Source organism: Tabrizicola sp. T46 (assembly GCF_057219895.1).
Genome location: NZ_JBXVVV010000001.1, coordinates 800,124 through 815,779, shown reverse-complemented (window position 1 = coordinate 815,779; position 15,656 = coordinate 800,124). Strand labels below are relative to the sequence as shown.

The 15,656-nt window shown below is 65.7% G+C and carries 17 protein-coding genes; 7 read left to right on the top strand and 10 right to left on the bottom strand.

Annotation, left to right across the window (positions count from 1 at the left end; genetic code table 11):
- Positions 1-92: 92 nt before the first annotated feature.
- From AC2D9V_RS04180 to AC2D9V_RS04155, 6 genes are all read right to left on the bottom strand, one after another.
- Positions 93-995 carry an ornithine cyclodeaminase family protein gene (locus AC2D9V_RS04180; RefSeq protein ID WP_484712775.1) on the bottom strand — a complete coding sequence of 301 codons (903 nt, stop codon included), beginning with the start codon at positions 993-995 and terminating at the stop codon, positions 93-95.
- Positions 992-1,615 (bottom strand): HAD family hydrolase, encoded by a 624-nt coding sequence (locus tag AC2D9V_RS04175; RefSeq protein WP_484712774.1) that lies wholly within the window; start codon positions 1,613-1,615, stop codon positions 992-994. Before AC2D9V_RS04175 ends, AC2D9V_RS04180 begins: the two co-directional genes overlap by 4 nt.
- Entirely contained in the window at positions 1,605-2,540 is a 936-nt protein-coding gene (locus AC2D9V_RS04170) for a DMT family transporter (protein WP_484712773.1), read from the bottom strand. The genes AC2D9V_RS04175 and AC2D9V_RS04170 overlap by 11 nt, the downstream gene beginning before the upstream one ends.
- Positions 2,541-2,739: 199 nt before the next feature.
- Complete coding sequence (locus tag AC2D9V_RS04165; protein WP_484712772.1) at positions 2,740-3,231, bottom strand: CAP domain-containing protein; 492 nt, start codon at positions 3,229-3,231, stop codon at positions 2,740-2,742.
- Complete coding sequence (fghA, locus tag AC2D9V_RS04160) at positions 3,209-4,039, bottom strand: S-formylglutathione hydrolase (RefSeq protein WP_484712771.1); 831 nt, start codon at positions 4,037-4,039, stop codon at positions 3,209-3,211. Before fghA ends, AC2D9V_RS04165 begins: the two co-directional genes overlap by 23 nt.
- Positions 4,036-4,971: an AEC family transporter gene (locus AC2D9V_RS04155; protein ID WP_484712770.1), complete on the bottom strand. Its 936-nt coding sequence runs from the start codon at positions 4,969-4,971 to the stop codon at positions 4,036-4,038. Before AC2D9V_RS04155 ends, fghA begins: the two co-directional genes overlap by 4 nt.
- 440 nt (positions 4,972-5,411) lie before the next feature.
- Here AC2D9V_RS04155 and AC2D9V_RS04150 point away from each other — a divergent pair, with 440 nt between their 5' ends.
- From AC2D9V_RS04150 to AC2D9V_RS04140, 3 genes are read left to right on the top strand one after another with little or no spacing between them, the layout of a single operon-like run.
- A complete protein-coding gene (locus AC2D9V_RS04150) occupies positions 5,412-7,139 on the top strand; it encodes a serine/threonine protein kinase (RefSeq protein WP_484712769.1) in 1,728 nt (575 codons plus the stop codon).
- Positions 7,136-7,966: an FHA domain-containing protein gene (locus tag AC2D9V_RS04145; RefSeq protein ID WP_484712768.1), complete on the top strand. Its 831-nt coding sequence runs from the start codon at positions 7,136-7,138 to the stop codon at positions 7,964-7,966. Before AC2D9V_RS04150 ends, AC2D9V_RS04145 begins: the two co-directional genes overlap by 4 nt.
- Positions 7,950-9,005, top strand: a complete 1,056-nt coding sequence (locus AC2D9V_RS04140; protein WP_484712767.1) for a PP2C family protein-serine/threonine phosphatase — start codon at positions 7,950-7,952, stop codon at positions 9,003-9,005. Before AC2D9V_RS04145 ends, AC2D9V_RS04140 begins: the two co-directional genes overlap by 17 nt.
- A gap of 6 nt (positions 9,006-9,011) precedes the next feature.
- On the opposite strand, the gene AC2D9V_RS04135 is transcribed toward AC2D9V_RS04140, so the two are convergent.
- Positions 9,012-9,707: a nitroreductase family protein gene (locus AC2D9V_RS04135; protein WP_484712766.1), complete on the bottom strand. Its 696-nt coding sequence runs from the start codon at positions 9,705-9,707 to the stop codon at positions 9,012-9,014.
- Entirely contained in the window at positions 9,708-10,685 is a 978-nt protein-coding gene (mbfA, locus tag AC2D9V_RS04130) for an iron exporter MbfA (RefSeq protein ID WP_484712765.1), read from the bottom strand. It lies immediately after the preceding gene.
- 158 nt (positions 10,686-10,843) lie between these two features.
- On the opposite strand from mbfA, the gene AC2D9V_RS04125 reads away from it, so the two are divergent.
- Together AC2D9V_RS04125 and AC2D9V_RS04120 are read left to right on the top strand one after the other, a co-directional pair.
- Positions 10,844-11,014 carry a hypothetical protein gene (locus AC2D9V_RS04125; RefSeq protein WP_484712764.1) on the top strand — a complete coding sequence of 57 codons (171 nt, stop codon included), beginning with the start codon at positions 10,844-10,846 and terminating at the stop codon, positions 11,012-11,014.
- 65 nt (positions 11,015-11,079) lie between these two features.
- Positions 11,080-11,706, top strand: a complete 627-nt coding sequence (locus AC2D9V_RS04120) for a TetR/AcrR family transcriptional regulator (RefSeq protein ID WP_484712763.1) — start codon at positions 11,080-11,082, stop codon at positions 11,704-11,706.
- Between the two features lie 71 nt (positions 11,707-11,777).
- Here AC2D9V_RS04120 and AC2D9V_RS04115 read toward each other — a convergent pair whose 3' ends face one another.
- Positions 11,778-13,016 carry a bifunctional folylpolyglutamate synthase/dihydrofolate synthase gene (locus AC2D9V_RS04115; RefSeq protein ID WP_484713400.1) on the bottom strand — a complete coding sequence of 413 codons (1,239 nt, stop codon included), beginning with the start codon at positions 13,014-13,016 and terminating at the stop codon, positions 11,778-11,780.
- Positions 13,017-13,045: 29 nt separating this feature from the next.
- Complete coding sequence (gene accD / locus AC2D9V_RS04110; protein ID WP_484713399.1) at positions 13,046-13,963, bottom strand: acetyl-CoA carboxylase, carboxyltransferase subunit beta; 918 nt, start codon at positions 13,961-13,963, stop codon at positions 13,046-13,048.
- Between the two features lie 142 nt (positions 13,964-14,105).
- On the opposite strand from accD, the gene AC2D9V_RS04105 reads away from it, so the two are divergent.
- Positions 14,106-14,897 (top strand): cytochrome b/b6 domain-containing protein, encoded by a 792-nt coding sequence (locus AC2D9V_RS04105; protein WP_484712762.1) that lies wholly within the window; start codon positions 14,106-14,108, stop codon positions 14,895-14,897.
- Positions 14,890-15,654: a molybdopterin-dependent oxidoreductase gene (locus AC2D9V_RS04100; protein WP_484712761.1), complete on the top strand. Its 765-nt coding sequence runs from the start codon at positions 14,890-14,892 to the stop codon at positions 15,652-15,654. Before AC2D9V_RS04105 ends, AC2D9V_RS04100 begins: the two co-directional genes overlap by 8 nt.
- The last annotated feature ends 2 nt before the right edge of the window (positions 15,655-15,656 follow it).

Sequence of the window (15,656 nt, the reverse complement as noted above, 5' to 3'; positions counted from 1 at the left end):
CTGCGGGACCAACCGGTGGTCAAAATCGAACGGGATTGGTCATCACCAACGCTGCTCGACCCAAGAATCTTCGCCGAAAACGCTTGTGCCCCCTAGGCCCGCGCCGCCCACGCCGTTGCGATATAGGTCGCCGTCATCAGGTCCAGATGCGCGCCGCCGCCGTTCTTGGCGATGGTGATCTCATCAGCTGACCGGCGGGTGAAGAGCGCGGGGTCGTCGTAGAAATCGGCGATGACGTCAGCCTCGGCCATCACCCCATGGGCGATGGGATCCATGATCTCGCCGATATGGTGGACCGTGGTGGCGCGGGAATCGACGAAAACCCGGGCGCGGGCCATCGCCGTATCGTCCACCTCCCGCATCGCGGGCGTATAGGCGCCGATCAGGTCAAGATGTTGGCCGGGTTGCAGCCAGTCGCCCCGGATCAGGGGTTCGGTTGCCAGCGTCGCGGTGCAAATGATGTCGGCCGCGCGCACGGCGGCCTCAAGATCATCGGCCACCGGCAGGCCCATGCCCTCGGCAGTGGTGCGGGTCCGGCTCCAGACGGTGAACTCCGCCCCCGGAAAGGCGCTGGAATAGGCCTGAACCATGCTGCGCGCGACGACGCCGGCCCCGACCAGCAGGATCTTCCGGCTCTCCTTCCGCGCCAGACGCTTGGCCGACAGTAGGCTGTCGCCCGCCGTCTTCCACTTGGTCACCAGGTGGAAATCGAGCAGCGCCGTCAGCTCGCCCGTCACGTCGTCGAAGACGTTGACGATGCCGTTGACCGTGGGCTTGCCCCGCGCCGCATTGCCCGGAACGATGGTGCCCACCTTGACCAGCGCGCCCAGGCCGCTGATCCATGCGGCCCGGTCCAGCATGGTATCTGCGCCGCGATAGAGAAAGAGATCGGCAATCTCGGCCCGGGGCAGGCGGTGACCGGCCTCGAGCGCGGCGGTCAGTCCGTCCCAGCTCAGGTGCTTCTCGGCCTCGAAAGGAATCATCGCGATGGTCACAGCCCGGCCTCCCGTTCCGTCAGCAGGCCCTCGGCGACCAGCCGTCGCGCCCAGCCCTGCCAGCTTTCGAATTGGTGCGTCCGCCAGCCCCTCCGGGCGGCGGCGGTGATGTTGTCGGCCCGGTCGTCGGTGAAGATCAGCCGGTCCGGCGGGATGCCGCTGTCCTCCTCCACGATCTGGTAGATGCGGGGTTCCGGTTTCGACACGAAAAGCCGGCCCGAGACATATTCCCGGTCGAACTCGCCCAGGAAGTCCAGCTTGTCCCGCGCTTCCTCGTAGGAGTAACTCCCGAAATTGGTCAGGCAGAACACCGGCACGCCCTTGGCCCGCAGCGCGCGCAGAAGGGCGATGGAGCCTTCGATGCGGGGGCTCGCCAGCTCGATCCAGCGATCATACCACATGCGGATCTCGGGCGCCCAGTCCGGGTGACGCTCGGCCCAGTCATAGATCGTCTCGCGGAACAGGGCCCCGTCATCCACCAGCGCGTTCATGTGGTGCAGGTCGACCGCATCGAACAGCGCCCGGCGCCGCTCTTCCCCGATCACCCGGTCATAGAAGGCCTCAGGCTGCCATGTCGTCAGCACGTTGCCTATGTCGAAGACCACTGCCTCAGGCTGCATCCGTCCTCCGCCGCACCACCGTCTCGCGGTAAAGGACATAAAGGCCCGATCCGCAGATCAGAGCAATCCCGACCCATGCCACCGCATCGGGGAAGGTGCCGAAGATCAGAAGACCCCAGAGGATCGCCATCGGCATGCCGACATATTCGAAGGGCGCGATCAGCCCCGCTTCGGTCGTGCGGTAGGCCTGCGTCACCATCAGCCCGCCGATCCCGACCGATAGCCCGGTGGCAAGAAAGATCGGCCAGTCGGCCAGGGGCGGCCAGATCCAGGGCCTGAACAGGAAGGCCCACAAGGGATCATCGGTCTGCAGGTGCCCGTCCCCGGCCCAAAGGCCCATCGCCAGGCTCACGACGATGAACCCCGACTGCACGTAGAACGACAGGGTCATGGCGCTTTCGGTGCCGCCCATGTGGCGCGCGAGAAGGTTGCCGCTCGCGTAAAGGATGGCCGAGATCAGTACCAGAAGGGCCGCCGGCTGGATCACCCCGGCCCCCGGCCGCAGCATGATGATAACCCCCACCATGCCGACGATTACCGCGGCCCAACGGCGCGGACCGACCTTCTCGCCCAGAAAGAGGATGGACAGCAGCGTCACGACCAGTGGGCTGACATAGGCGACCGCCACCGCATCGGCGAGCGGCATCGCGGCAAGCCCGACGAAGAAGGTGACGTTCGACACCATCACGATGATGACCCGCAGAAGGTGTGTGCCGGGTCGGCTGGTGGCGACCTGCGACCACCCCCGCTCGGAGACATGGATGACGCAGAGGATGAAGGCCATCGCTACGAAGGCGCGGATCAGGATCACCTGGTGCAGCGCATAGCCGCCCGACAGGAACTTGATCGCCACGTCGTTGATCGAGAAGATGAGCGTGCCGCCAATGGCGAACAGGATGCCCGTCAGGGCTGGTGAGCGTGCCATGACCGGCAGATGATCCGCACGCCCCGGGGTCGTCTATCCCGCCCGCGACAGGCAAGGTCGGGAAGTGAAGCTGCGCTGCCATGGGCAAACCTTTCCAGATCGTTAATGCCCACAAGCATGACTTTGTTTCTAAAGGAATTTCCGATTTTGACCACTGTGGTCACCTTCGGTCGGCACCCAGCTTTCCCGTCGCGCGGGCCTACCTCTGCACGCCGAAGACCTGCACCCAGTAGTAACGCAGGGGCATCGACTGCCCCCGCAGCGGGCGATCGTCGGGCTGGTAGACCATCGCGATCCCAGTCTCACGGAACTTGCAGTTCATGATGTTCCTCCGATGCCCGGGGCTGTCGAGCCACGCCTGCACCGCCTGTTCGGGCGTCTTCTGCCCGGCGGCAATATTCTCGGCCGCGAGCGACAGGCGGTAACCCTGCGCGCGGACACGGGCAGGAAAGCCCTTGCCGCTCCTGTCCCGGTGGCCGAAGAAATCATCCTCGGCCATGTTGCGGGCATGGGCCTCGGCCGTGGCCATCAGCGCCCCGTTCAGCTTCAACGGCCCGCAGCCCGCCTTTTCCCGCACCGCGTTGACGCCGGCCAGAACCGACCGGACGGCATCCGCCGTGGCAGGCACTGGCGCAGCCAGCCCAAGGGCCAGCGCGATCAGCAGGACCTCAGGCCGCAAGCGCCGCAGCATGGAACGCAACATGGTCCTCCATGAAGGTCGAGACGAAGAAATAGCTGTGGTCATAGCCTTTCTGCATTCGGAACGTGCCCCCCTGCCGCGCGGCCGTCATCGCCTCGGCCAGGGTTTCGGGGCGCAGCTTGTCAAGGAACGGGTCGGCGGTCCCCTGGTCCACCAGCATCGGCCCGTCAAACCCCCGCCGCCGCATCAGCAGGCTCGCATCATGCGCCGCCCATGTCGCCTGGTCGGGGCCGAGATAGGCGGAAAACTGCGGGCGGCCCCAGTCGCTGGCCACCGGATTGCAGATCGGCGCGAAGGCCGAGACGCTGGCGAAGCGTCCGGGAAAACTCATCGCGATCGTCAGGGCCCCGTGGCCGCCCATCGAATGCCCAGTGATCGCCTGCGCCTCCTCGGCCAGCGGGAAGGCGTTGAAAAGAAGGCGGGGAAGCTCGTCCGTCACATAGTCCCACATCCGGAAATGCGGCGCCCAGGGCGACTGCGTGGCGTTCACATAGAACCCCGCGCCCTGCCCAAGGTCGTTGGCGGGGTCGTTGGCCACACCCTCGCCGCGCGGGGAGGTGTCGGGGAAGCACAGGGCAATCCCATGCTCGGCCGCCCAACGCTGCGCGCCGGCCTTGATCATCGCGTTTTCATGCGTGCAGGTCAGCCCGGACAGGAACCACAGGACCGGCACCGGACCCTCCTCGGCCTCGGCCGGCAGGAACAGGCCGAAGGTCATGTCGCAGGCGCAGGCGGCCGAGGCGTGGCTGTAGACCCCCTGGACCCCGCCGAAGGTGCGGCTTTCCGATACGGTTCTCATGGACTGGCCCCCTGACTGACAAGCGCGATCACCCCCGTCACCGTCAGCACCGAGGCCGCCGTAGACAGAAGGATCGCGGTAGAAACACGTTGCGGCGCGACACCGTAGTGCTGCGCGAGGATGAAGACATTGCCCGCGACCGGCAAGGCCGCGGCGGCGATCATGACGCCCGCCGCATAGCCGGTGACTCCGAAAAGCCAGCAGCCAGCGGCCACCGCCAGCGGATGCAGCACCAGTTTGGCGAATGACAACCAGGCCGCGACCTCGACCCGTTCCGCATTGCGCCCGGCGAGCGAGGCTCCGATCGCAAAGAGGGCGCAGGGCGTTGCGGCTGCACCGAGAAGCGTGAGGAATTCGTTCACCGGAACCGGCAGCTCCAGCCCGGTCGAACCCCAGAGGATGCCAAGGACGACCGAAACGATCATCGGGTTCCGCGCGAGGCCCGACCCGAGGATACCGAAGGTCCGAGCGCTGATCCGGCCCGCGCGCAGGCCCGTGACCAGCATTGTCAGAAGCGAAGAGAAGACGATCAGGTCGACGGCCAGCACCAGAAGCACCGGCCCTACCGCGGCGGGGCCAAGCAGCAGGGCAAGCATCGGGATGCCCAGAAAGCCCACGTTGCCGATCACGCCGGTATGCGCCTCGAACACCGCTTCTTCAGCACTTGTACGGCGCCACAGCGCAACCGTGGCAACAAGAAGCCAGATCGCGGCCGTCCCCAGAAGATAGGCAAAGAGGAACGGCCAGGAAAAGATCGCCGCGATGTCCAGATTGGCGGCAAAACCGAACAGCATCGCCGACAGCGCGAAGTAGAAGACGAAACGCGTCAGGTAGGCGGTCGCTTCGGACGTGAAGAACCCCACCCTGACCGAGACATAGCCAAGCCCGATCACGGCAAAGAAGGGCAGGGTTTTCAGCAGGATTTCGACCATGCGCCCGTCGTGTCACGCAAGAACGGAAAGGGCAAGGCCGCGCCCGGACAGAATCGGATGCGCCGGCAGGCCCGATTCTGCCCGGCTGTCGATCTACCTCTGCTTGTTCCGGGCCGCCCGAATGCGCCTTCTTGTGGCAAAAGCTGGGCAAGGGCTGGCCCGCGACTTCGCCCGTGGCTTTGCCAAATCTGCCCGATTCAAGCGGTCTGTCGCCGCAGAGTTAATAAATGCTGATCCTTGCAGGCGTTGCCGCCTTTGATCCCGTCGCTGCAGGCGTGGGTGATTGTGGCGGAAAAGGAACGAATTCGGATCACGATTTGGCCCAACTCGCCACCTATCACCGAAGGTCGGAGCCGGTCCGTTCGGGATGGGAAAGCGACAGTCAGGGTGCAGACATGAACTCGCCTGCCGAAAGATACGAAGAGACCGGCATCGGGTCCATGACCGACGAGCTCAAGGCGGGAACCCGCCTGCTGGGCGGTCAGTACACCATCGAAAGCTTCCTGAACGCAGGTGGTTTCGGGATCACCTATCTCGCGCGGGATTCGCTGGATCGCCGGGTCGTGATCAAGGAATGCTTCCCCAGTTCGTTCTGCCGCCGGTCGGGCACGACCGTGGCGCCACGCACCCGACAGCGGGAGGAAGATTTCCGTTCGGTCGTACGGCTTTTCGTGCAGGAAGCCCAGACACTCTCGCGGCTGGAGCATGAGAACATCGTCCGGGTCAGTCAGGTCTTCGAGGACAATGAGACCGCCTACATGGCGATGGAGCATATTGATGGGCCGGATCTTCTGCAGACGGTCGAGGGCACCGCGCCGGCGCTTCCGCCCGAGGACATCCGCGCCATACTTGACCAGATGCTGGACGCGATTGGGTACATTCACCAGCAGGGAGTCCTGCATCGCGACATTTCCCCGGACAACATTCTTGTGCAGCGCAGCACGGGCCGTCCGGTGCTGATCGACTTCGGCGCCGCGCGCAAGGACGTCACCCGCAAGAGCCGCGCGCTGTCGGGCCTGCGGGTCGTGAAAGACGGCTACTCGCCGCAGGAATTCTACATCGGTGGCAGCCTTCAGGGCCCGAACAGCGATCTTTATGCGCTTGCGGCGTCGTTCTGTCATCTTGTGTCCGGCGTCACGCCGAAGACCTCGCAGGAACGCCTGTCAGCGATCGCAAGCCGGCAGGGTGACCCCCAGCCGCCCGTGGCCGGCCGTGTCAAGGGCTACCCGATCGAGTTCCTGAAGGCGATCGACAAGGGCATGTCGATCTTCCCGCGCGACAGGTTCCAGTCGGTCGCCGAATGGCAGGCTGCGCTCCGGAGCGAGGTGAAACGGCCTGCCCTTGCCCCGGTTCCCGGCCCCAGGCATCAGCCGATCCTGACGCCATCGATGGTTCCGGGCGGGACCCCGATTGCTGCCCCCGCGGCGACGTTTTCGTCCGCACCAGGCCAACCTTCCCCAACCTCGGCCCCGGCACGGCTGGTAGCAGTTCCTGACCCGACAGAGGCGATCAAGGCCACGCTGGCTGCGGCGGCGCTTGAGGCAAGCACCGAAGCGGCCCAGCCCGCCGTCCGTCCGACCACTCGCACCGCCCCCGTACCCGCGCGCACTGCTCCGGCGTCCGCGCGCCCGGCCCATGTTCCGGCCGCCGAGGCTGAAGAACCCGCAGCGGTCCCGGTGACGCGCGCGGAGGTTGCCCCCGCCCGTCGCGCGAGGCTTCCGCTCCGTGCCGCAGCAGCCGTGGCGATTTTGCTTGTCGCGGGGTCGCTTGTGCTTCCCGAAGGTCCGGACGCCGTTTCCCCTGCGGCTCTCCTTACCGCAGGGCCCGTCGGGAACACCGGAGCACAGGTCAGGTTGTCCAACGGGTTCGGCCTGACGACGATCGAGACCGGCAGTGGCACAAGGGCCATGGTGACCGTCCTTCCCGAAGGCGTGCCGACGGATCTGAAGATCGGCGACGTGCTGCTGGTCTACGCCGCGACCGGTGAACTGATCGACAGCGCGGAAGGTGCGAGCGCTCTTCTTGAGCGCGAGATTGCCCGGGGTGTTGCAACTTTTGGTTTTGCCGTCCAACGTGAGGGCAAGATGGCGGTCGGGTACATGGGCCTACCCGTTTTGGGCAAAATGGATTTCGACAGGAAAGATCAGCTTCTGGAGGAAAAGACGTGAAGTTCCTTCGCTCGTTCTTCGGCAGGAAAGCTGCCGAGCCGGTGATGCCACCCGTGCCGGCCGATGCCGCGCCGGATCCTGTTCTGGCCGCGCTGGCCGAACTTGAAGTGAAGCGCCTGCGCGAGGCTCTGGCCGCGACGGCCGCTGCCTCCACCACGAAAGAGCCGCAGCCCGAGGTGGAGCAGCCGGCGGCGCGACCAAGCCGTGTGGTCAAGGCCAAGGCGCCGTTGCCGGACCGTAGCGGCGGACCCGCGGTCAGCATCTGGGATGTCGAGGCCAGTGTCGAGGCGAAGACTTCGGTCGAGCCAGAGCGGCGGCGGCCGACCCGGTCAAAGACCCGCATCCTGGGCTTCGATCTCCAGCCCTCATCGGTGGTGCCGCTGTTCGATGACATGGAGAAGCCCGACCTTCCGGCTGCTCCTGCGGCGCGTAGTCAGGGGCATGTGATGTTCCCGGCCGGCTGGCTGATCGTGAAGACCGGCCCGGGGCGCGGCACGGCCTTCGCTTTGTCGCAAGGTGTTTCGCAGATTGGCCGGGGGTCGGACCAGACGGTTGCGCTGGATTTCGGCGATATGGCGATCAGCCGTCAGAACCATGCGGCGATCGCCTATGACGCGGGCACGCATCAGTTCCACATCGGGCATGGCGGCAAGTCGAACCTGGTGCGGCTGAACGGCAAGCCCCTTCTGTCGACCGAGGTGATGCGCGACGGGGACGAGATCCAGATCGGCGAGACGACGCTTCTGCTGAAGGTTCTGTGCACGCCGTCGTTCAACTGGTCGGCCTCAGACGCGGGGGGGGATGGCCATGATGTGGCGATCGCGTGAGCCGCGCTATGATGTCGCCTCGGGGATAAGCCAGGGCGCACGGGACTATCAGGAGGACGCGATCACCGCCGATTTCCCGGTGGGGGCCGAGGCGGGGTTCGTGGTGCTCGCGGACGGGATGGGCGGTCATGCGGCGGGGGATGTCGCCTCGAAGATCGTGCTGACCGAGGTCTATTCGGAACTCAAGTTCCACTTTGCCGATGTCGAGGCCTTCGAGACGAAGGCGCCTGAGATCCTGCGCGGGGTGGCGAACCTGGCGAATGACACGCTGCGCCAGCACACGCGGTCGCACCCCGAGACCGAAGGCATGGGGGCGACGCTGGTGGTGCCCTGCCTGATCGAGAACCGGCTGTGGTGGATTTCGGTCGGGGACAGCCCGCTGTTCCTGTATCGCGGCGGCAAGCTTGTGCAGCTGAACGAGGACCATTCGATGGCGCCGCAGATCGACTTCATGGTGAAGTCGGGTCTGATGGATGCCGAGACCGGGGCGAACCACCCGGACCGGAACTGCCTGATCTCGGTCTTGATGGGGACGCGGATCCCGAAGGTGGACTGCCCGGCAAAGCCGGTGGAGCTGAAGGCGGGTGACATCGTGATCTGCTCGTCGGACGGGCTGCAGTTCCTGACCAACGAAGAGATCGAATGGGTGGTGCGGCGCTACTCGAAGAAGCGCTCGACCGAGATCGCCGAGCGGCTGCTGGAAGAGCTGCAGAAGCTCGACGATCCCGACCAGGACAACATCAGCTTCACCATCATCAAGGTGAACGACGCAAGCGTGCGGCCGAAGGAAACCCGCCCGCCCCGCCCCTCGGTCGCCATCGCACGGCCCAAACGCCTCACCACCGTCGTCGTCGACCCGCAGCTGATGCCGATCCCGGTCCAGCCCTCTGACCCCGACACGCCGGACGCGATACCTGATGCAGCCCAGGCCGAAATCCCGCTGGCACTGGGCGAGGACATGCTTGTCGAGCCCGCCGAGACCGATGAGGCAGGAGACCAGGTCACCCCGGTTCCGCGGCGCGTCGTCGGCAGCCGCTGACGGGGCTCAGCCCCGGAAGACCGAAAGGATCGCGTCCAGCGGCTTCTTCCGCTTGGCCACCGCCGGCACGGTGGCTTGGTCGGCCGGATAGCCGACCGGCAGGATCATCACCGGCTTTTCATGCTCGGGCCGACCGCAGAGCGGCCCGAGGAACTTCATCGGGTTCGGCGTGTGTTCAAGGCAGACGAGGCCCGCGTGGTGCAGGGCGGTGATCAGGATGCCCGTGGCAATGCCCACGCTTTCCGGCACGTAGTAGTTCTTGTAGCGTGTCCCGTCCTCGGTCACTCCGTAGCGCTGGGCGAAGACCACGATCAGCCAGGGTGCATCGGTCAGGTGCGGCTTCGACACCCCGGTCCCGATCGGTTCCAGCGCAGCCAGCCATTCATCGCCCGCGCCGCCGGAATAGAAGGCGCGCTCTTCCTCTTCGGCCCCGTCCCGGATGCGGGCCTTCATCGCGGGGTCCGAGATCGCCACGAAATGCCACGGCTGGTGATTTGCTCCGGATGGCGCGGTTCCGGCCGCAGCGATGCAGGCTGAAATGATCGCTTCGGGCACCGGGCGGGCAGAGTAGTCGCGGACGGAATGACGCCTGCGCATGTAGGCAAGGAACCGTTCCGACGCCGCCAGGGCCTCGGGCTCGTCCATCTGAACGCGGTCGGGCAGCGGAAGCGCCTCGTAGCGGACTTCCCCTTTGCGATACATCTAGCCGCCCCCGATCAGCACCCCTGCGGCAAAGACCAGAGCACCGCCAAGGACGACCTGCAAGGCCGCCCGGAAGAACGGCGTCTCCATGTAGCGGTTCTGGATCCAGGCGATCGCCCAGAGCTCGACGAAGACGACGGCGACGGCGATCGTGGTAGCGGTCCAGAAATCCGGGATCAGGTAGGGCAGGGCGTGGCCCATCCCTCCGATCGTGGTCATCACGCCCGAGGCGATGCCCCGCTTCAGCGGCGAACCGCGACCGGAAAGGACGCCGTCGTCATGGGCCGCTTCGGTGAAGCCCATCGAGATCCCCGCCCCGACCGAAGCTGCCGAGCCGACGAGGAAGGTCGTCCAGGTATCCTGCGTGGCAAAAGCGGTCGCGAAGATCGGCGCCAGGGTCGAGACCGAACCGTCCATCAGCCCCGCAAGGCCCGGCTGCACCCAGGTCAGGACGAACTGGCGCTTGGCGCTTGCATCCTCATCGGCGCGGGCATCCTCGGGCAGGTGCCTGGCCTCAAGACCTTCGGCATGACGCTCATGTCCCGCCTCGGCGGCGGCGAGGTCGCCCAGAAGCTTGCGGGTCGCGGCGTCCGGGGTGCGGGCGGCGGCACGGGTGTAGAAATCCTGCGCGGCCTGCTCCATCGCCCGCGCCTCGCCCCGGATGGTGTCCAGGGACAGGTTCGCCGCCAGCCAGACCGGGCGTCGGGCGTAGAACCCGGCGACATGCTCGCGCCGGATCAGGGGAATGACCTCGCCAAAGCGGGATTGATGCAGGTCGATCAGGCGGCGGCGATGGCCGTCCTCTTCCAGCGCCATGCCGTCGAAAACCGCCGCCGAAGACGGATAGTCCTTCCGCAACCGCTCGGCGAAACTGCGGTAGATGCGCGCGTCGTCCTCTTCGGACGAAATGGCCAGCGCCAGCACCTCCTGCTCGCTCAGGTCGGCAAAGCGGCGGCGGTTGGTCAGGGCGGAGAGCATGGCGACTGGCCTTTCTTTAGAATGATTCCAATCTAATGCGGTGCATCGGCGACGCAACTGGGAAAAGTGAACTTACGAGTTCAAGCACTGCTTGACAGTTCTGAACCCGCGAGTTCACTTATTCAGGTGAACTCAACAGTTCAGAAAGGGAATCTGCCATGAAACGCCTCGTCATCCTTGTCGTCACCGCAGCCCTGCTTGCCGCGCCCGTCGCCGCCCAGTCGCTCTCGGTTCTCCTGCCGTCGCTTACCTTCCCGGAACCCGTGACCACCCCGTCGACGATGGATTGTGTTCCCGGCGCCACCGTCATCTGCGCCCCCGGACAGTGACGTCACTTTCCGCGCCGCTTGCCGCGCCGGACCGCGATGCCCTATGGTCCCTTGGTGGGGGTCTGATGAGCATCGTTTCCGATCAAGGTGTCCGGCGCGGCCGGAAGTTCGACCAGGTGCTGGACGGTGCGCGCAAGGTCTTCCTGCGCGACGGGTTCGAGCGTGCGGCGGTGGATGACATCGCCCGCGAGGCGGGGGTGTCCAAGGCGACGATCTATGCCTACTTCCCCGACAAGCAGCGGATGTTCCTGGAAGTGGCAAGGGCCGAATGCCTGCGCCAGACCGAGGCGGCCGAAGCGGCGATTGACCCTGCCCTGCCGGTCCGGGCGGCGATGACGATCGTTGCAGAACGGATCGCCGCGTTCCAGATGTCGGACTTTGGTCAGCAGATGTTCCGCATCGTTGTGGGCGAAGGCCAGCAGTTCCCAGGGCTTGGCCAGCAGTTCTATGAAACCGGACCGGGTCTCGTCCAGTCGCGGCTGGTGCACCACCTGCGGCACTACGTGACCGAGGGACGGCTGAAGATCGAGGATGTGGACCTGGCCGCCGAACAGTTCATCCAGCTGTGCAAGGCCGGGGTGCAGGAGCGACTGTTGTTCGGCATGGCCGAGACGATCACCCCGGAGGCGGTCAGCCGAAGTGTCGGAGGGGCGGTGGACATCTTCATGGCGCGCTACGGGGCAGAGGTCTGACACCTCCTCGTGCGACTTCGTCTTCTCGTCGGGTGGGCGAGGAGTGACGCAGTCAACGACGCGCGTAACCGTCAGCCGTTTTCGCGCAGGATCGTTCCGGCGAGGTAAAGCGAGCCGCAGATCAGGACGCGCGCCTCGGGCGATGTCGCGGTGATCGCGGCCAGCGCATCGGCCACCGACCTGGCCGTAACCGCCTCCATGCCTGCAGACCGGGCGGCGTCCTGTGTGACCTCGGCGGGCAGCGTGTTCTTCTCGCCTGGGATCGACACCGCATGCAGCCGCCGGACGTGGGGCGCAAGCGGGACCATGTAGCCCCGGACGTCCTTGGTGTTCAGCATCCCGCAGATCAGATGCGTCTCGCGTTCGGGCATCCGGGCCAGCGTCGCGGCAATCGCCTCGCCGCCCGCCGGGTTGTGCCCGCCGTCGAGCCAGAGCTCGACCTTCGGGGCCATGCCGACCAGCGGCCCCCGGCGCAGGCGCTGCATCCGGGCGGGCCATTCTGCGCGGGTCACCGCCGCCTCGCAGGCGGCCTCGTCCCGGCCCAGATGGCGCAGGGCGGCAATTGCTGCCCCGGCGTTCTGGATCTGGTGCGGCCCGGGCAGGTTCGGCAGCGGCAGGTCCAGAAGGCCCCGTTCGTCCTGAAAGACCAGCCGCCCCCGATCCTCGCCCACATGCCAGTGCTGCCCGAAAGCGAGGACCGGTGCACCCATCCGTGCGGCCTTGGCCTCGATCACCGCCAGCCCCTCGTCGGTCTGGGGGCCGACAATCACCGGCACCCCGCGCTTGATGATCCCGGCCTTCTCGCCGGCAATCGCGCCCACTGTGTCGCCCAGGAAGGCCTGATGGTCCAGGCTGACCGGCGTGATGATCGTCAGGCGCGGGTGATCGACCACGTTCGTCGCGTCAAGCCGCCCGCCAAGCCCCACTTCAAGCAATGTCCAGTCCGCAGGGACGCGGGCGAAGGCCAGGAAGGCCGCGCAGGTGGTGATCTCGAAGAAGGTGATCTCCTCTCCCCCGTTCGCCGTCACGCACTCGTCCAGAAGCCGCGTGAGCAGGTCTTCCGAGATCAGCTCTCCCGCAAGGCGGATCCGTTCATGGAACCGCGCAAGATGGGGCGAGGTATAGGCGTGAACCTGGTCCCCGCCTGCCTCCAGACCCGCACGGATCATCGCCTGCGTGCTGCCCTTGCCGTTCGTTCCGGCGATATGGATGATCGGCGGGATCTGCCGCTCGGGGTTCCCAAGGGCCGCCAGCAGCCGTTCGACGCGCCCCAGGGTCAGGTCGATGACCTTCGGGTGCAGCGTCATCATCCGTTCCAGGATGACGTCGGACGAGGGGCTCACGCCTTGGCGCCCGCTGGTTCCGGGGCCTTCTCGACCGGGGGCGGAAGGTCACCCTTGATCGCCGGTGGCTGTCCGGTCAGCATGCGGATCAGCGTGACAAGTTCGTCCTTCATCGCCTTCCGGTGCACCACGCGGTCCAGCATCCCGTGATCCAGAAGGTATTCCGCGCGCTGGAAGCCTTCGGGCAGCTTCTCGCGGATCGTCTGTTCGATCACCCGGGCCCCGGCAAAGCCGATCTGGGCGTTTGGTTCCGCGATCTGCACGTCGCCCAGCATGGCATAGCTTGCCGTCACCCCGCCGGTCGTCGGATGGGTCAGGACGACGATATAGGGCAGGCCCGCTTCCTTCAGCATCTGCACCGCCACGGTGGTGCGGGGCATCTGCATCAGGGACAGCATCCCCTCCTGCATCCGTGCCCCGCCCGAGGCGGAGAAAAGCACCAGCGGACGCTTCAGCTTCACCGCCCGCTCGGCCGCCGCGATGATCGCGTTGCCGACATACATGCCCATCGACCCGGCCATGAACGAAAAGTCCTGCGCGGCGGCAACGATGGGCGTGCGCGACACTTCGCCCTCGGCCACAAGCATTGCGTCCTTCTCGCCCGACGCCTTCTGTGCGGCCTTGATCCGCTCGGGGTATTTCTTCTGGTCGCGGAAATGCAGCGGGTCGGCCACCGGCTCGGGCACTTTCACCTCGGTGAAGATGCCGCCGTCGAACAGGGCCTCGAACCGTTCGCGCGGGCTGATCGCCATGTGGTGATCACAGTTCGAGCAGACGTTGAGGTTCCCAGAAAGCTCGCGGTGGAAAAGCATGGTCCCGCATTCCGGGCACTTCGTCCACAGGTTCTCGGGCACTTCGCGCCGCGAGAACAGCGAGTTGATCTTCGGGCGGACGTAGTTGGTGATCCAGTTCATCAGGGGCGCCTGTTCAGCCTCTTCCGGTCGGTGATCCGAGATAAGCCGCCGGGGGGTGAAATGCAATCAGGCGAGTTTGGCACCGCTCGGTGAAACTTCCGTTTCGGCGGTCCGTTGCTTCGGCAACAGGAAGGGATCGCCCATGCCGAATGGACCGCTCATCTACCGCCAGCGACTGATAACCCGGATCACCCATTGGGTCTGGGCATTCAGCATTTCTGTGCTGATGCTCACCGGCCTGCAGATCTTCAACGCCTTTCCCAGCCTGCACATCGGGCAGGAATCAGGGTTCGACTACGAAAACGCGATCCTTGAAATCGGCGCGGTCGAGGTCGGGGATGAAACTCGCGGCGTTACCAGGGTTTTCGGTAACACGTTCGACACGACCGGCTTCCTCGGCGTCTCGAATGGAGATGCACGCGCCTTTCCGGCGGCCCTGACGATCCCGTCGAAGACGAGCCTTGCGACCGGACGGATCATCCATTTCTTCTTCGCCTGGGTGCTGGTCATCACGCTTGGCGTCTGGCTCATCGCTTCAGCCCTGAACGGGCATCTGCGCCAATTGGTGCCCACCCTTGCCGACCTTCGCGCCCTGCCGCGCGATGTTGCCGACCATGCTCGCCTGCGCTTTCACCACGGCAAGGACTATTCCGTCCTCCAAAAGCTCGCCTATGCCGGGGTCCTTTTCGTGGCGCTACCGCTGATGATCCTCACCGGGCTTTCCATGTCCCCCGGTTTCAACGCCGCAGCACCCTGGCTTCTGGACCTCTTCGGCGGGCGGCAGTCCGCGCGGACGATCCATTTCCTGACCATGGTCGCGCTGGTCGGCTTCTTCGCCGTCCACATGGCGATGATCCTGCTGGCCGGCCCCCTGAACGAGATGCGGTCGATCCTGACCGGCTGGTATCGCACCGATGGGGATGACCATGCTTGACCGACGCAGACTGCTTCTCGGCGGGGCCGCGCTGGCGCTTTCCGGCTGCAAGGTCTTCGACAGTGCGACCGATCGCGACAGCACCCTGCGCGCACTCTTCGCCAGCCATGAGGGCCTGACCAAAGCTGTCCAGCGCGCCGTGATCGGTGACCGCCTCGCGCCCGAATTCTCGGAAGCAGAGATCCGCCAGGGGATGCGCCCGAACGGTTCGACCGACCCCTCCAGCACCGAGTATCGCCGGATGGCCGAAACCGCCTTCGCCGACTATCGGCTGACGGTAACCGGCCTTGTCGAGATGTCGCTCACCCTCTCCCTCGCCGACCTGACCGACATGCCCTCGCGCACCCAGATCACCCGCCACGACTGCGTCGAGGGCTGGAGCTGCATCGCCAAATGGCAGGGCGTGCCGCTTGGCACTGTCCTTGCCCTGGCAAAGCCGAAACTCACCGCCCGCTATGCCGTCTTCCATTGCTTCGACGCGATTGAGCGCAGCCTGTCGGGCGAGGTCTTCTACTACGAAAGCATCGACCTTCAGGACGCCTTCCATGCCCAGACTATCCTCGCCTATGCGATGAACGGGTCACCCTTGCCGGTCGCGAATGGTGCACCGCTGCGGCTTCGGGTCGAACGGCAGCTCGGCTACAAGATGGCGAAGTACGTCCACACCGTGGAGCTGACCGACAGCTTCGCCGGCCTTGGCTTCGGTCGCGGCAGCTACTGGGCCGACCGCGGCTACGAATGGTATGCGGGGATATAAGT

Excerpts from the sequence above, each read along its gene's own strand:
- AC2D9V_RS04175 (WP_484712774.1), bottom strand. The coding sequence starts at position 1,615 with ATGCAGCCTGAGGCAGTGGTCTTCGACATAGGCAACGTGCTGACGACA.
- AC2D9V_RS04170 (WP_484712773.1), bottom strand. The coding sequence starts at position 2,540 with ATGGCACGCTCACCAGCCCTGACGGGCATCCTGTTCGCCATTGGCGGC.
- AC2D9V_RS04165 (WP_484712772.1), bottom strand. The coding sequence starts at position 3,231 with ATGCTGCGGCGCTTGCGGCCTGAGGTCCTGCTGATCGCGCTGGCCCTT.
- fghA (WP_484712771.1), bottom strand. The coding sequence starts at position 4,039 with ATGAGAACCGTATCGGAAAGCCGCACCTTCGGCGGGGTCCAGGGGGTC.
- AC2D9V_RS04155 (WP_484712770.1), bottom strand. The coding sequence starts at position 4,971 with ATGGTCGAAATCCTGCTGAAAACCCTGCCCTTCTTTGCCGTGATCGGG.
- AC2D9V_RS04150 (WP_484712769.1), top strand. The coding sequence starts at position 5,412 with ATGACCGACGAGCTCAAGGCGGGAACCCGCCTGCTGGGCGGTCAGTAC.
- AC2D9V_RS04140 (WP_484712767.1), top strand. The coding sequence starts at position 7,950 with ATGTGGCGATCGCGTGAGCCGCGCTATGATGTCGCCTCGGGGATAAGC.
- AC2D9V_RS04135 (WP_484712766.1), bottom strand. The coding sequence starts at position 9,707 with ATGTATCGCAAAGGGGAAGTCCGCTACGAGGCGCTTCCGCTGCCCGAC.
- mbfA (WP_484712765.1), bottom strand. The coding sequence starts at position 10,685 with ATGCTCTCCGCCCTGACCAACCGCCGCCGCTTTGCCGACCTGAGCGAG.
- AC2D9V_RS04125 (WP_484712764.1), top strand. The coding sequence starts at position 10,844 with ATGAAACGCCTCGTCATCCTTGTCGTCACCGCAGCCCTGCTTGCCGCG.
- AC2D9V_RS04120 (WP_484712763.1), top strand. The coding sequence starts at position 11,080 with ATGAGCATCGTTTCCGATCAAGGTGTCCGGCGCGGCCGGAAGTTCGAC.
- AC2D9V_RS04115 (WP_484713400.1), bottom strand. The coding sequence starts at position 13,016 with ATGATGACGCTGCACCCGAAGGTCATCGACCTGACCCTGGGGCGCGTC.
- accD (WP_484713399.1), bottom strand. The coding sequence starts at position 13,963 with ATGAACTGGATCACCAACTACGTCCGCCCGAAGATCAACTCGCTGTTC.
- AC2D9V_RS04105 (WP_484712762.1), top strand. The coding sequence starts at position 14,106 with ATGCCGAATGGACCGCTCATCTACCGCCAGCGACTGATAACCCGGATC.
- AC2D9V_RS04100 (WP_484712761.1), top strand. The coding sequence starts at position 14,890 with ATGCTTGACCGACGCAGACTGCTTCTCGGCGGGGCCGCGCTGGCGCTT.